Consider the following 15,708-nt stretch of genomic DNA (forward strand, 5'->3'; position numbering starts at 1 on the left):
CAATGCCCCCTAATCTAATGCGGCTGCCAGTGCATCTGCCACCGTTCCTACTCCTATAATTTGTATCCCTTTCGGATGTGTCCAGCCCTTCAAGCTTTTCTCCGGCATGATCACCCGTTTGAAACCTAGTTTCTCCGCTTCTCGTACTCGCTGTTCTGCTCGGGATACCGCGCGCACCTCACCTGTCAGTCCCACCTCGCCAAAAATCACATCATACGGCTTTGTAGGAGCATCCCTAAAGCTGGAAGCAATACTCACAGCTATAGCCAAATCCACCGCCGGTTCATCCAACTTCACGCCTCCGGCTACGTTGAGATAAGCGTCCTGGTTTTGCAAAAACATGCCCATCCGCTTTTCTAGCACGGCTATGATTAATCCCATTCGATGATGGTCGACTCCTGTGCCCATTCGGCGTGGAGAGGGAAAATGTGTAGCTGCAATCAATGCTTGCAGTTCAACCAATACAGGTCGGGTTCCTTCCATACTGGCTACAACAGTAGAACCTGCCACACCCAGTGGTCGTTCAGACAGGAAAAGTTCAGAAGGATTCGACACCTCACGCAAACCGCTTTCAGCCATTTCAAAAATACCAATTTCATTTGTAGAACCGAAACGATTTTTAACTGCACGCAAAAGCCGATACGTATGGTGACGCTCTCCTTCAAAATAAAGTACACAATCAACCATATGTTCCAACAAACGCGGACCTGCAATGGCCCCTTCCTTGGTCACATGTCCTACCAATACCGTAGCAATACCGAGCCCCTTGGCAATTCGCATAAAGCGTGAAGTACACTCCCGCACCTGAGCCACACTACCTGGTGCACTCGTCACCTCAGGCAAATATACAGTCTGTATCGAGTCGATGACCAAAAACTCCGGCTTCAAGCTGTCCACTGCTTCTTCAATCGTCTCCAAATTCGTCTCACATAATACGTATAGGCTGGGGGACAAGGCACCGAGCCGATCTGCACGTAGTTTCGTTTGACGGACAGATTCCTCACCAGACACGTACAGCACCTTTAAACCAGTTAAAGCCAGTTCATTAGATGTTTGCAGCATGAGCGTAGATTTACCGATTCCCGGATCACCGCCCACCAAAACGAGTGAACCCGGCACCACACCTCCACCGAGTACTCGATTCAATTCGCCAATTCCCGTCAAAATTCGTGTTTCTTTGCCACTCTCCACCTCTATAATAGGGAGTGGCTTGTCTTTTGTGCTATGAGTAAGAAGGGAAGATCCCATTCCTTGAGTTTTTACAACGCTTTCCGTTTCTTCGACCATGGAATTCCATGCCTGGCATCCAGGACATTTTCCGTACCATTTGGGCGATTCATAACCACATTCCGTACAGGAAAATTTAGTTTTCACTTTAGCCATACTTTGTTCCCTGGCTCCTTATTGACGACGATGATGTCAAATTTATGTTCATACAGCCCAGAAAGAGCTGTAACAATAAAAGTTTACCATTGAAGCTTGGCGGACGTAAAGCAATATCACAAACTTTCCCAAAGCATTTACCCAACCTTTTCACCGTGTTTTATACACAAAAAGGGTGTCTTCGCAATAGCTTTCCAGCTTGCGAGACACCCTTTTCTACTATTTATTTAGTAAACTGCTTTAGGACTTGGCAGATACATTATCCTTTTTGGTTACAGTCAATGCACCGTTCTCCTCATCAATGAAGAGAGAGTCACCTTTAGTAATGTTGCCAGTCAACAGTTCCTCGGACAGGCGATCTTCAATATGCTTCTGGATTGCACGACGCAAAGGACGCGCACCATACGCTGGATCAAAACCTTCCTTGGCAAGGAATTTTTTAGCGTTGTCTGTCAACTCGAAGTCCACCTCATACTCATTCAGACGCTTACGCAGCTCCTCAGACATGAGTGATACAATTTCGGCAATATGTTTTTCTTCGAGAGAATGGAAAACGATAATTTCATCAATCCGGTTCAAGAACTCAGGACGGAAGCTTTTCTTCAGTTCATCCATCACTTTGCCCTTCATATTATCGTAATCCGCTCCAGCGTCCACTACAGCTGTAAAACCAAGCGTGGAGTTACGTTTAATCGCCTGTGCACCAACATTAGATGTTAAGATGATGAGTGTATTACGGAAATCAACGACACGACCTTTGGAATCTGTCAGACGACCATCTTCCAGCACTTGCAGAAGAATATTGAATACTTCTGGGTGTGCTTTTTCAATTTCATCCAGCAACACAACAGAGTATGGCTTACGACGTACCTTCTCAGTCAGTTGACCGCCTTCTTCATATCCAACGTACCCTGGAGGCGCTCCTACCAGACGGGACGTGGAGTGTTTCTCCATATATTCAGACATATCAATACGGATAACCGCATTTTCATCTCCAAACATGGATTCAGCCAAGGCGCGTGCCAGCTCTGTTTTACCAACCCCAGTTGGACCGAGGAAAATAAAGGAACCAATTGGACGCTTCGGATCTTTCAGTCCGGCACGTGCCCGGCGAATCGCCCGGCTTACTGCCTTAACTGCTTCATCCTGTCCAATAACCCGCTCATGCAGCAACTCTTCCATATTCAACAAGCGGTGTGTTTCTTCCTCTTTTAGCTTGCTGACTGGAACACCTGTCCATATTGCAACGACTTGAGCGATATCCTCTGGGGTAACTTCGGAATCTGTACGACCCTGTTGTTCTTTCCATTGGTTTTTCGTTACGTCTAACTCTTCACGGATTTTTTGCTCTGTATCACGTAGCGCTGCCGCTTTTTCAAATTCCTGACTTTGTACCGCTGAATCCTTTTCCTTACGAATATCTTCCAGACGGTTTTCCAGCTGTTTCAGGTTTGGCGGTACAGTGTAAGAATTCAGCCTTACTTTGGAGCCCGCCTCATCAATAAGGTCAATAGCCTTATCTGGCAGGAAGCGGTCGGTGATATAACGATCTGACAATTTTACGGCCGCTTCAATAGCCTCATCTGTGATCTTTACACGGTGATGCGCTTCGTAACGGTCACGCAGACCATACAAGATTTGAATCGCCTCTTCTGGAGAAGGTTGATCCACTGTAATGGGTTGAAAACGACGCTCCAAAGCAGCATCTTTCTCAATATATTTGCGGTATTCATCCAGCGTGGTCGCACCGATGCATTGCAGCTCGCCACGTGCCAGAGCAGGTTTCAGGATGTTGGACGCATCAATTGCGCCTTCCGCTCCACCAGCACCAATCAGCGTATGCAGCTCATCAATGAACAACACGATATTACCCGCTTGACGAATCTCGTCCATAATTTTTTTCAAACGATCCTCGAATTCACCACGATACTTGGTGCCTGCTACCACAGAACCCATATCCAGTGTCATTACGCGCTTGTCGCGCAACGTTTCGGGAATCTCATTCGCTATGATCTTTTGGGCCAATCCTTCGGCAATCGCCGTTTTACCTACCCCAGGCTCACCAATCAGAACCGGATTGTTCTTTGTACGGCGGCTGAGCACCTGAATTACGCGTTCGATTTCCTTGCTACGCCCAATAACAGGGTCCAGGTTGTTTTCCTTCGCAGATGCCGTCAGATCGCGCGCCAGACTGTCCAGAGTTGGCGTGCTGACATTAGCTGGAGCACCGTGATGGCTGGAAACAGCCTCGCTGCTACCGAGTAATTGAAGCACTTGCTGACGCGCTTTGTTCAGACTAATGCCCAGGTTATTCAGTACACGTGCTGCTACGCCTTCGCCTTCACGAATAAGACCAAGCAAAATATGTTCTGTACCTACATAGGTATGGCCCAGTTTGCGGGCTTCATCCATAGACAGTTCGATGACTTTTTTGGCGCGTGGAGTATAGGCAATGTTCGTCGGTTGCTCTTGACCGCGTCCAATCAGCGTTTCCACTTCATCCTGAATTTTTTCCAGTCCCAGTCCTAAACCGATTAAGGCTTTCGCTGCTATTCCTTCACCTTCACGAATGAGGCCTAGCAAAATGTGCTCTGTGCCAATGTTGTTGTGTCCCAATCGAACAGCTTCTTCCTGAGCCAAAGCAAGCACTTTCTGTGCACGTTCCGTAAATCTTCCAAACATCATATATCCTGCACCTCCACAGTGTGTATTTCAGATCATTCTATATATTAAAGGGTTGTGCCTAATTTTTGCCGGATCAGCTTCGCCCGGTACATATCGCGCTCTTCGGTATTCATTTTATCCCCAAAGCTTTTTTGCAGGAACCCGGGTTGTGTCATCACATTCAGCTCATTCATCGCTGCGGTGGAAGGACGCTCCAAAATTCCTAAATCTACGCCAAGACGCACATCGGACAGCCGCTGTGCAGCCTCCTTGGAATCCAATACTGCTGCATATGACAAAATACCGAATGAACGCATCACCCGATCTGTAATTCGCAGCATAGATTCATTCATTAGCCGTTCTCTGGCAGAACGCTCGTGCTCAATAATTTGTAGCACCACGCCATGTAGATTCTCTATAATTTCCGCCTCGGTTTGTCCTAGTGTAATCTGATTAGATACCTGAAACAAATTTCCGACAGCTTCGCTACCTTCACCGTAAATGCCGCGAACCGTAAGACCTACCTGTGAAACAGCAGACAATATACGATTGATTTGATGAGTCATGACTAATGCGGGCAAATGCATCATCACCGAAGCTCTCATACCTGTGCCGACATTCGTCGGACAACTGGTCAGAAAACCTCTCCGATCATCAAATGCATAATCAACATGCGCTTCAAATGCATCATCAATAATCATTGCGCGTTCCCAAGCTTCCCTAACCTGACATCCCGGATATAAGCACTGGATACGCAGATGATCCTCTTCGTTTATCATAACACTAACCGATTCATCATCGCTAATTAAAACAGCACCGTTACGAGATTCGTTCGCCAAATTAGGACTAATCAAATGCTTCTCAACCAGCACCCGCTTGTCGATCTCATCCAACTCGGATATTTTCAACGTATGAAAAGTACCAAAACCACCTAAATCATCATACTGAAGGATATCCGTCAAGCGTTGAAGTGCTTCTTCCGACTGCTGATTGGTAGCAAGCATGGGAAAAGGCAGATGCTGCAAGTTACGCGCAATTCTCACCCGGCTGCTAATGACAATCTCCGAATCCGCAGCATCACCACGCATCCAGTCACTTAGCGGCTTCTCCGTAAACCGAATATTGGGCATTACGCATCCCTCCTACTCTTCACAAACTTTACTCTTCAGTCATTTCTTTTTCAAGCTCTCTGATTTGATCCCTAAGCTCAGCAGCTGATTCAAATTCTTCCTGTACAATATGCTGTTGCATCTCTTTTTTCAAATCGTCAATTTGCCGTTTAACCTTCAGGCGGCCTCCAGTGCGAACCGGAACTTTACCAACATGATTCGTACTGCCATGCACACGCTTGAACAGAGGGTCCAGACGACTATCAAAGTATTGATAGCACGACGGGCATCCGAAACGTCCCAGCTTACTAAACTGTGCATAGGTCATGCCACAATCCTTGCATTGCAGGTTTTGCGGACCACTGTGGCCTGGAGACTGGCTCTTTGTACTGGAGTCAAAATCCAGCATCCCCGACAACAAGCTATGAATCGAAAAGCCGTTAGGTGTTCCAGGGATCATCTCCCCTTTTTCCTTGGCACACGTCTCACAAATATGAAACTCTGTCTTTTCGCCATTCACAATTTTGGTGAAATGCAAAGTTGCCGGCCGCATATTACATTCTTGGCACAGCATAAAAGCACCTCCTTTAATGTCAGGATTTATACCAATCCCTACATCCAAACGTTAGTCTCTATTCACAAACTATTTGGTCGCCAGCAACGAGATCAGCATAGCCTTAAGCAATCTTGCTCGCAGTTGATCACGATAGGGAAGCTTCAGTAATAATGTATCCCTCGATAAGGCAGCCTTCATTAGATTAGCTTCCCTTTTGCTTAAAAAATGGGCCTCCTCTAACTGATAAATCAGTCCTTCTGCTGCCGATTGGCTTATTTCCTCCCCGATGCTCTGATGAAGATGTGTATGGATGGCATGCTGTGCAGGCAGCTGAATTCGCTGAATACGAATGTAGCCCCCGCCACCGCGTTTACTTTCCACCACATAGCCTTTTTCCAGCGTAAACCGGGTGCTAATTACATAATTAATTTGCGACGGCACGCAGGAAAAGCGGTCAGCCAGATCATTGCGCTGAATCTCCACTAAACCTTGGGGACTTTCCAGCAATATACTCTTTAAATATTGTTCAATAATATCGGAAACATTGCGCATTTCATCATCCTCCACTAACGGAAACGCAAGTATTCAAGTACATTTCACGCTCCACAGAGTCCGCCGTATATTGAACTTAACCAAACGGTAAAGTCACGAATCTAAGCTGTATTCAGGCTGTTGCCTGTTCTACACTCATTGGAATTGTACCGTTTATTCTCTAGTGTGGCCTTTATTTGCGATTAGTCATACACTTCTCTTATTTTCATAAAAGGCAGTTCCTAACTATACGCAAATCATTTCGATCCTCGTTTGCTTCTTTGCTATTAAAATTACTTTATACGGCCAATCCATCAAAATACTTCTACAGAACCTCACGAGGTTTGATTGACTTTGACTTTCTTTGACTATATTCATATTATAGCACATTATTCATTTTTGCCAAGGGGTCAATACCATTTTTCGCAATCTAATTATGTTTTATACAATACCATAAAAAAACTCTTCCCAATTACAGAAAGAGTTTTGAAAATTATAATAAGCACATAAGTTATATTCCCTGAAAAACGGAACATAAGAAGATCTAAATGGGCCTTTATCAGAAAAAATCCAATAAAAACGTTTGTTTTACTGGTATTACACGTTTAAGCGCAGACACAAATTCACTGCCCCCTTCAATACGCCCCCACTTATACAGATCATCAGCCTGCTGGTAGCCAAGCATCAGAGTCGTCAATGACTGAATCCCAAGTTTCAAGTCAGCTACCATAGCGTTTTCAGATGAATTGCTTGTATCCACTCTCTCCAGATGTCCTTTCCCTTCCGTAGTAATTGTTAATCTCCATACTCCTTCATTCCATGGTGCATATCGATCTATCAGATTTAAGGTTAAACGTGTTTCCTCTCCAACCTGCTCAAAAGGGTATCTTTCTACAAAAGCAGCTGCATCCACAATACGGCCCATAAAATAAGGCACGGTCTCCTGTTGAATTCGCGGATCATCAAGTAAAAATGGCAGATTGTCATTTGCTGGAACGTAAATAAATTTACCATGGGTTATCATGGAGTCATGATTTGCAAAATAAGTCCATAAAGCCCGACGGGCCGTCTCATTTTCATAAACCAACTCATCACAATTCAACTGTTTATTTTCAATTTTGTACAGTGCATATCCCTGAGGATCGCCTGTTTCTGAGTAATATACCGCAGTTCGATAATTCTCATTTAAAATCCGCTCTTGCCACCATTCCTTATCTCGTACCAGCGTGCCATTATAACGAGATGCATACGCTTGATACACTTGGTCCAGTTCTGAAATATCTTTGACATCGCGTTTGACTGTACCCTCTGTTTTAAGTTTTGCAGGGAATTTTTCAATGGGAATGACGTACTTTTTGTATTCAATATACGTTTCCCATCCAAATTTACGATAGAAGGCAAAGGAGAAGGGATGCAGAAAAGAAAGGCTTTGTCCCGCAGACTTCATCTCTTCAAGCGCATGCGTCAACAAACGTGAAACCATGCCTCCGCGACGCTTTTCTGGCCATGTTGCCACACCAGCAATGCCTCCCATATCAAAAACCTGACCGTTTATGTATACCTGTAGCGGTAACAAAGTCAGTTTAGCATTCAAGTCATGTCCGTCGAATATTCCCCATGTTTGCTCTGGTTTGAACTTCTTCCTAGCTTTCTCCAGATCCTCCATGGACATTGTAAACTGAAAAGCATATTGAGATAATTCAATAGCCGCTTCAAATTCCTTACGTTGTAATTGTCTGATCTCCATAACTTCGTCACCTCGCTTGTATACTTGGACATCCATAAAAAGATTACACACTTAGAGTGTGGCAAACCCCATTCTCTCTGTCAACCTTAGAAACAGGTGGTCATCTAAAAACGCATAAAAAAGGATGATAATCTCAATGAGATTATCATCCTTTTCACTTTTGCTTGGCGACGTCCTACTCTCCCAGGACCCTGCGGTCCAAGTACCATCGGCGCTGGAGGGCTTAACGGTCGTGTTCGGGATGGGTACGTGTGGAACCCCTCCGCTATCGCCACCAAACATGAATTTACATCGTAAATTCTACATTCAAGGTTACACCCTGAAAACTGGATCCGAAACTTATTTGCGTTTTATTCTTTAGGATAAGCCCTCGACCGATTAGTATTGGTCAGCTCCATGCATTACTGCACTTCCACCCCCAACCTATCTACCTCGTCGTCTTCAAGGGGTCTTACGAATTGGGAAATCTCATCTTGAGGGGGGCTTCACGCTTAGATGCTTTCAGCGCTTATCCCTTCCGTACATAGCTACCCAGCGGTGCTCCTGGCGGAACAACTGGTACACCAGCGGTACGTCCATCCCGGTCCTCTCGTACTAAGGACAGCTCCTCTCAAATTTCCTACGCCCACGACAGATAGGGACCGAACTGTCTCACGACGTTCTGAACCCAGCTCGCGTACCGCTTTAATGGGCGAACAGCCCAACCCTTGGGACCTACTTCAGCCCCAGGATGCGATGAGCCGACATCGAGGTGCCAAACCTCCCCGTCGATGTGGACTCTTGGGGGAGATAAGCCTGTTATCCCCAGGGTAGCTTTTATCCGTTGAGCGATGGCCCTTCCATGCGGTACCACCGGATCACTAAGCCCGACTTTCGTCCCTGCTCGACTTGTAGGTCTCGCAGTCAAGCTCCCTTCTGCCTTTGCACTCTTCGAATGATTTCCAACCATTCTGAGGGAACCTTGGGGCGCCTCCGTTACTCTTTAGGAGGCGACCGCCCCAGTCAAACTGCCCACCTGACACTGTCCTCGCACCGGGTCACGGTACCAAGTTAGAACCTAGATACGATCAGGGTGGTATCCCAAGGATGCCTCCCTTCAAGCTGGCGCTCAAAGTTCTACGGCTCCCACCTATCCTGTACAGATCGTACCCAAATTCAATATCAAGCTGCAGTAAAGCTCCATGGGGTCTTTCCGTCTTGTCGCGGGTAACCTGCATCTTCACAGGTATTAAAATTTCACCGGATCTCTCGTTGAGACAGCGCCCAAGTCGTTACGCCATTCGTGCGGGTCAGAATTTACCTGACAAGGAATTTCGCTACCTTAGGACCGTTATAGTTACGGCCGCCGTTTACTGGGGCTTCGGTTCATAGCTTCGCCCCGAAGGGCTTACCACTCCCCTTAACCTTCCAGCACCGGGCAGGCGTCAGCCCGTATACTTCGCCTTGCGGCTTCGCACAGACCTGTGTTTTTGCTAAACAGTCGCTTGGGCCTTTTCACTGCGGCCCCCTCGGGCTATTCACCCTACCGAGGCACCCCTTCTCCCGAAGTTACGGGGTCATTTTGCCGAGTTCCTTAACGAGAGTTCTTCCGCGCGCCTTAGAATTCTCTTCTCGCCTACCTGTGTCGGTTTGCGGTACGGGCACCTTCTCCTGGCTAGAGGCTTTTCTTGGCAGTCTGAGATCATGACCTTCGCTACTCCAATTTTCGCTCCCCATCACAGCCCAGCCTTAACGATGTGCGGATTTGCCTACACATCAGCCTCACTGCTTAGACGGACATCCATCAGTCCGCGTCACTACCCTACTGCGTCACCCCATCGCTCATAACGGATTACGGTGGTACAGGAATTTCGACCTGTTGTCCTTCGACTACGCCTATCGGCCTCGCCTTAGGTCCCGACTTACCCTGAGCGGACGAACCTTCCTCAGGAACCCTTAGGCTTTCGGCGGATCTGATTCTCACAGATCTTTTCGTTACTCATACCGGCATTCTCACTTGAATGCAGTCCAGCGCTCCTTACGGTACACCTTCAACCCGCATTCAACGCTCCCCTACCCCTGATGCAAGCATCAAGCCATAGCTTCGGTGGTGTGTTTAGCCCCGTTACATTTTCGGCGCAGAGTCACTCGACCAGTGAGCTATTACGCACTCTTTCAATGGTGGCTGCTTCTAAGCCAACATCCTGGTTGTCTGTGCAACTCCACATCCTTTCCCACTTAACACACACTTGGGGACCTTAGCTGATGGTCTGGGCTGTTTCCCTTTCGACAATGGATCTTAGCACTCACTGTCTGACTCCCGGAACTAAATCTATGGCATTCGGAGTTTGACTGAGCTTGGTAACCCTTGCGGGCCCCGCACCCAATCAGTGCTCTACCTCCACGATTCTATTTCCGAGGCTAGCCCTAAAGCTATTTCGGGGAGAACCAGCTATCTCCGGGTTCGATTGGAATTTCTCCGCTACCCCCACCTCATCCCCGCATTTTTCAACATGCGTGGGTTCGGGCCTCCAGTGCGTGTTACCGCACCTTCACCCTGGACAGGGGTAGATCACCCGGTTTCGGGTCTACGTCCACGTACTCATTCGCCCTATTCAGACTCGCTTTCGCTGCGGCTTCAGCTCTTCACCTTAACCTTGCACGGGAACGTAACTCGCCGGTTCATTCTACAAAAGGCACGCCATCACCCATAGATCGGGCTCTGACTTCTTGTAAGCACACGGTTTCAGGATCTATTTCACTCCCCTTCCGGGGTGCTTTTCACCTTTCCCTCACGGTACTGCTTCACTATCGGTCGCCAGGGAGTATTTAGCCTTGGCAGATGGTCCTGCCGGATTCATACGGGGTTTCACGTGCCCCGCACTACTCGGGATCCGTCTCAGAGAGAACAAGTTTTGAACTACAGGGCTTTTACCTTCTCTGGCGGGCCTTTCCAGACCTCTTCATCTAACCGGTTCCTTTGTAACTCCATGTGAGACGTCCCACAACCCCAAGGAGCAAGCTCCTTGGTTTGGGCTAATCCGCGTTCGCTCGCCGCTACTGACGGAATCACTATTGTTTTCTCTTCCTCAGGGTACTTAGATGTTTCAGTTCCCCTGGTCTGCCTCTATTCTGCCTATGTATTCAGCAGAAAGTGACTGTCGATGAAGACAGCCGGGTTTCCCCATTCGGACATCCCCGGATCAAAGCTTGCTTACAGCTCCCCGAGGCCTTATCGTTGTTCGCCACGTCCTTCGTCGGCTCCTGGCGCCTAGGCATCCTCCGTGTGCTCTTTGTAGCTTAACCTAGACTTTTCTTTCAAAGAAAGAAAATGTCGATGTTCGATAAAGAATGATTTTTGCCAAAGGCAAAAGATCTTTCCCTACCTGCTACCTTTATTTCACTTGTTTACACAAGATCAGCTTAAAGGAATATTCTAAAACGCAATTTCGTTTCGGTATCCAGTTTTCAAGGTGCAAAGCTGTTTGATTATCAGTCAATCTCCAAAGAGTTAACGATTCTCATACATTTTTAGATGAAATTGTAATTGGTGGAGCCAAGCGGGATCGAACCGCTGACCTCCTGCGTGCAAGGCAGGCGCTCTCCCAGCTGAGCTATGGCCCCTCACAAGTTCCATCAAAACTGAACAAATGGAATGATGATTGTTGAAGCTAATGCTTCATATTTGAATGTTTCCATTGCAGGAAACGATTCTCCATAGAAAGGAGGTGATCCAGCCGCACCTTCCGATACGGCTACCTTGTTACGACTTCACCCCAATCATCTACCCCACCTTCGGCGGCTGGCTCCCTTGCGGGTTACCCCACCGACTTCGGGTGTTGTAAACTCTCGTGGTGTGACGGGCGGTGTGTACAAGACCCGGGAACGTATTCACCGCGGCATGCTGATCCGCGATTACTAGCAATTCCGACTTCATGTAGGCGAGTTGCAGCCTACAATCCGAACTGAGACCGGCTTTTCTAGGATTGGCTCCACCTCGCGATTTCGCTTCCCGTTGTACCGGCCATTGTAGTACGTGTGTAGCCCAGGTCATAAGGGGCATGATGATTTGACGTCATCCCCACCTTCCTCCGGTTTGTCACCGGCAGTCTGCTTAGAGTGCCCAGCTTGACCTGCTGGCAACTAAGCATAAGGGTTGCGCTCGTTGCGGGACTTAACCCAACATCTCACGACACGAGCTGACGACAACCATGCACCACCTGTCTCCTCTGTCCCGAAGGAAAGGTCTATCTCTAGACCGGTCAGAGGGATGTCAAGACCTGGTAAGGTTCTTCGCGTTGCTTCGAATTAAACCACATACTCCACTGCTTGTGCGGGTCCCCGTCAATTCCTTTGAGTTTCAGTCTTGCGACCGTACTCCCCAGGCGGAATGCTTAATGTGTTAACTTCGGCACCAAGGGTATCGAAACCCCTAACACCTAGCATTCATCGTTTACGGCGTGGACTACCAGGGTATCTAATCCTGTTTGCTCCCCACGCTTTCGCGCCTCAGCGTCAGTTACAGCCCAGAGAGTCGCCTTCGCCACTGGTGTTCCTCCACATCTCTACGCATTTCACCGCTACACGTGGAATTCCACTCTCCTCTTCTGCACTCAAGCTCCCCAGTTTCCAGTGCGACCCGAAGTTGAGCCTCGGGATTAAACACCAGACTTAAAGAGCCGCCTGCGCGCGCTTTACGCCCAATAATTCCGGACAACGCTTGCCCCCTACGTATTACCGCGGCTGCTGGCACGTAGTTAGCCGGGGCTTTCTTCTCAGGTACCGTCACTCTTGTAGCAGTTACTCTACAAGACGTTCTTCCCTGGCAACAGAGCTTTACGATCCGAAAACCTTCATCACTCACGCGGCGTTGCTCCGTCAGGCTTTCGCCCATTGCGGAAGATTCCCTACTGCTGCCTCCCGTAGGAGTCTGGGCCGTGTCTCAGTCCCAGTGTGGCCGATCACCCTCTCAGGTCGGCTACGCATCGTCGCCTTGGTAGGCCTTTACCCCACCAACTAGCTAATGCGCCGCAGGCCCATCCACAAGTGACAGATTGCTCCGTCTTTCCTCCTTCTCCCATGCAGGAAAAGGATGTATCGGGTATTAGCTACCGTTTCCGGTAGTTATCCCTGTCTTGTGGGCAGGTTGCCTACGTGTTACTCACCCGTCCGCCGCTAGGTTATGTAGAAGCAAGCTTCTACATAACCCCGCTCGACTTGCATGTATTAGGCACGCCGCCAGCGTTCGTCCTGAGCCAGGATCAAACTCTCCATTAAAGACCAACCGAAGTTGGTTTATAGAAAGAGCGATAAGCTCATTTTTAATGCTAGCGATTCTTCTTTATAAAAGAAGAAATCTTTGTTTCATCATCCATTTGTTCAGTTTTCAAAGAACTTGTCTGTTCTCGTTCGTTCAACGAGCCAGGAATTATATCATATCATGTTGGTTGCTTTCTTGTCAAATCTTTTTTTTAATTATCTTTTCAGCAACCTCGCTTCAAGAAATGATACTCTCAAAGCAACGTCTAATAATATATCATGCCTACAGTTATTTAGCAAGCATTTATTTATATCTATTTTATTTCCTACTATACAACAGATAATAAGGCAGCCACCCCGCCCCAGAGCGGAATGACTGCACTCATTGCAAAACTATTATTCTTGTTCCAGCAGTCTGATAAATTCATCCTCATCTTCTATGGTGTCAATTCCGAGCTGTTGGGCCTTAGCCAGCTTACTCCCAGCCTTTTCACCAGCTATGACTAGATCCGTCTTTTTCGATACAGACCCCGCAACTTTGGCTCCCAGCGCCTCCAGCTTGGATGCAGCTTCGTCACGCGTAAGCTGATGCAAGGTACCTGTAAGCACGACCGTTTTGCCACTGAAAAAGCTGTCTGTCTTCTTCTCCTGTGGAGCTTCAGGGGCCTGAGCTTTCACCCCTAGAGACAGCATCTTTTCAATTCCCGCCTGAGTAAATGGATCTGCAAAGAAAGCAACAATGCTTTCGGCTACGATCCCGCCCACATCCGGTAGTTCTATCAGTTCTTCCACCGTAGCGGACATCGTCTTGTGCAAATCACGGTAGTGTTCAGCCAACATGCGTGTTGTTGCTTTACCGGTATTTGGTATACCTAGAGCATAAAGGAAAGAAGCCAAATCTCTCTCTTTACTCTTTTCAAGTGCTGCCAAGAGGTTACTGGCCTTTTTCTCACCAAACCGCTCCAGCTTCACAAGATCATCATATTGGAGTGTATACAGATCCGCAGGCTCGCGCACTTCCAGTTCGTCATGCAGCTGTATGGCCGTTTTGTCACTGAATGTCTCAATATCCATAGCATCACGTGAAGCAAAATGGGAAATACGAGCTACAATTTGTGGTTTACAACCCAGCTTATTGTCGCAAAATAAATGGGCACCTCGCTGCTGCAACGGAAACCCGCAGGCTGGACAATGATCTGGTACGACAATTTCCTCTCCGTCGTGCTCAGATGTTACCTTTCCTAATATCTCCGGAATGACATCGTTTGAGCGACGGATAAACACACGTGCACCCAAAGCAAACTTCAGGTTTTTGCGCTCGATGTCACCAGCATTGTTCAGTGTACAATTTTGTACAGTGACTCCCGCCAGTTCTACCGGCTCTACCCTTGCAAGTGGGGTGATTTTACCCGTTCGTCCTACATTCCACTCAACCGAGTTAAGCACCGTTGTCGTTTCCTCGGCTTCGAACTTATAGGCCACCGCCCAGCGTGGGAATTTATCGGTATACCCGAGAGCCTCACGTGTGCGCATATCTGTAATTTTCAATACTGCCCCATCAATGAGGTAATCCAATCCGGCACGAGATTCTTCAATCTCAATCAGTTGCTCCATTACATCTTCAAAATTATCAAAGTAAGTCAAGTAAGGGTTTACCTTAAAATGATTTTCACGCAGGAAAGTCATCATTTCCTGGTGGCTGTTAAACTGGATCCGGTCTGCATAACCCACATTGTAGAAAAATGCATTCAATCGCCGTTCTGCTGTCACTTTGGGATTCAAGTTACGCAAAGCGCCAGCTGCGGCGTTACGTGCGTTTTTAAGAGGGTCTGCGGCAGTCTCATTATATTTGGACAGTACAGATAGATTCATTATCCCTTCTCCCTGAACTTCAATAGTTCCATTTCGAAAAGGAATTGTAAGTGGCACGGATTTAATTGTTTTTACCTGCGCCAATATCCCCTCACCCACCACACCATTACCGCGGGTAGAAGCCTGTACCAGCTGTCCATCAGTATACGTCAGGTTCAGCGTTAGACCATCAAATTTAAGTTCTATCGCATAACCTGGAGATGGCAAAGGTTGCTCTGGGTTCTTGGTATTGTAATCATTGACCAGCTTCACGACACGCGCGTTCCATGCACGCAGCTGCTCCATATTCTGAGCTTTATCAAGGCTCCATAATGGGGCAAGGTGGCGATGCGGTGTGAACCCTTTAAGTAACTCCCCGCCCACACGCTGTGTCGGCGAATCCGGCAGCACAAGACCGCTCGTCTGTTCAAGCGCTACCAGCTCGTCATAAAGCACATCATATTCTTTGTCGCTGATCTTGGGTTCATCCAGTGTGTAGTAATGATAGTTATATGTGTTCAGTTCAGCAACAAGCTGCTCCATCCTGTGCATTGGGTTCATGCAGGCGTATCCCTCCGGGAACTTCATCAGGGCAGAGGTCCTAAGCCAAGCTGCCACTCATGAGGTTC

7 protein-coding genes, 1 tRNA gene and 3 rRNA genes are annotated in these 15,708 nt (G+C 47.7%); all 11 read right to left on the reverse strand.

Features of this window, described 5'->3' with window-relative positions:
• Positions 1-9: 9 nt before the first annotated feature.
• Positions 10-1,383 (reverse strand): DNA repair protein RadA, encoded by a 1,374-nt coding sequence (gene radA, locus ACYCSE_RS06225; RefSeq protein WP_013312184.1) that lies wholly within the window; start codon positions 1,381-1,383, stop codon positions 10-12.
• A gap of 240 nt (positions 1,384-1,623) precedes the next feature.
• Entirely contained in the window at positions 1,624-4,068 is a 2,445-nt protein-coding gene (gene clpC / locus ACYCSE_RS06230; protein ID WP_023990572.1) for an ATP-dependent protease ATP-binding subunit ClpC, read from the reverse strand.
• 44 nt (positions 4,069-4,112) lie between these two features.
• Positions 4,113-5,177: a protein arginine kinase gene (locus tag ACYCSE_RS06235; protein WP_039274956.1), complete on the reverse strand. Its 1,065-nt coding sequence runs from the start codon at positions 5,175-5,177 to the stop codon at positions 4,113-4,115.
• Between the two features lie 28 nt (positions 5,178-5,205).
• The gene (locus tag ACYCSE_RS06240) at positions 5,206-5,730 is read right to left on the reverse strand and encodes a UvrB/UvrC motif-containing protein (RefSeq protein WP_023990574.1); all 525 of its coding nucleotides are present in this window, start codon (positions 5,728-5,730) and stop codon (positions 5,206-5,208) included.
• A 69-nt stretch (positions 5,731-5,799) separates the two neighbouring features.
• A complete protein-coding gene (locus ACYCSE_RS06245; protein ID WP_013312188.1) occupies positions 5,800-6,264 on the reverse strand; it encodes a CtsR family transcriptional regulator in 465 nt (154 codons plus the stop codon).
• Positions 6,265-6,802: 538 nt separating this feature from the next.
• The gene (locus tag ACYCSE_RS06250) at positions 6,803-7,990 is read right to left on the reverse strand and encodes a GNAT family N-acetyltransferase (RefSeq protein ID WP_459701833.1); all 1,188 of its coding nucleotides are present in this window, start codon (positions 7,988-7,990) and stop codon (positions 6,803-6,805) included.
• A gap of 162 nt (positions 7,991-8,152) precedes the next feature.
• A 5S ribosomal RNA gene (rrf, locus tag ACYCSE_RS06255) occupies positions 8,153-8,269 on the reverse strand.
• Between the two features lie 79 nt (positions 8,270-8,348).
• Positions 8,349-11,275 (reverse strand): 23S ribosomal RNA (locus ACYCSE_RS06260).
• Between the two features lie 242 nt (positions 11,276-11,517).
• Positions 11,518-11,593: transfer RNA gene (locus tag ACYCSE_RS06265), tRNA-Ala, on the reverse strand.
• Positions 11,594-11,690: 97 nt separating this feature from the next.
• Positions 11,691-13,246: ribosomal RNA gene (locus tag ACYCSE_RS06270) — 16S ribosomal RNA — on the reverse strand.
• Together the 16S, 23S and 5S rRNA genes with 1 tRNA gene alongside form the textbook arrangement of a ribosomal RNA operon.
• 378 nt (positions 13,247-13,624) lie before the next feature.
• Positions 13,625-15,640, reverse strand: coding sequence for an NAD-dependent DNA ligase LigA (gene ligA / locus ACYCSE_RS06275; RefSeq protein WP_250266763.1), 2,016 nt, complete (start codon positions 15,638-15,640; stop codon positions 13,625-13,627).
• Between the last annotated feature and the right edge of the window lie 68 nt (positions 15,641-15,708).

It is taken from the genome of Paenibacillus sp. SEL1 (assembly GCF_054602535.1).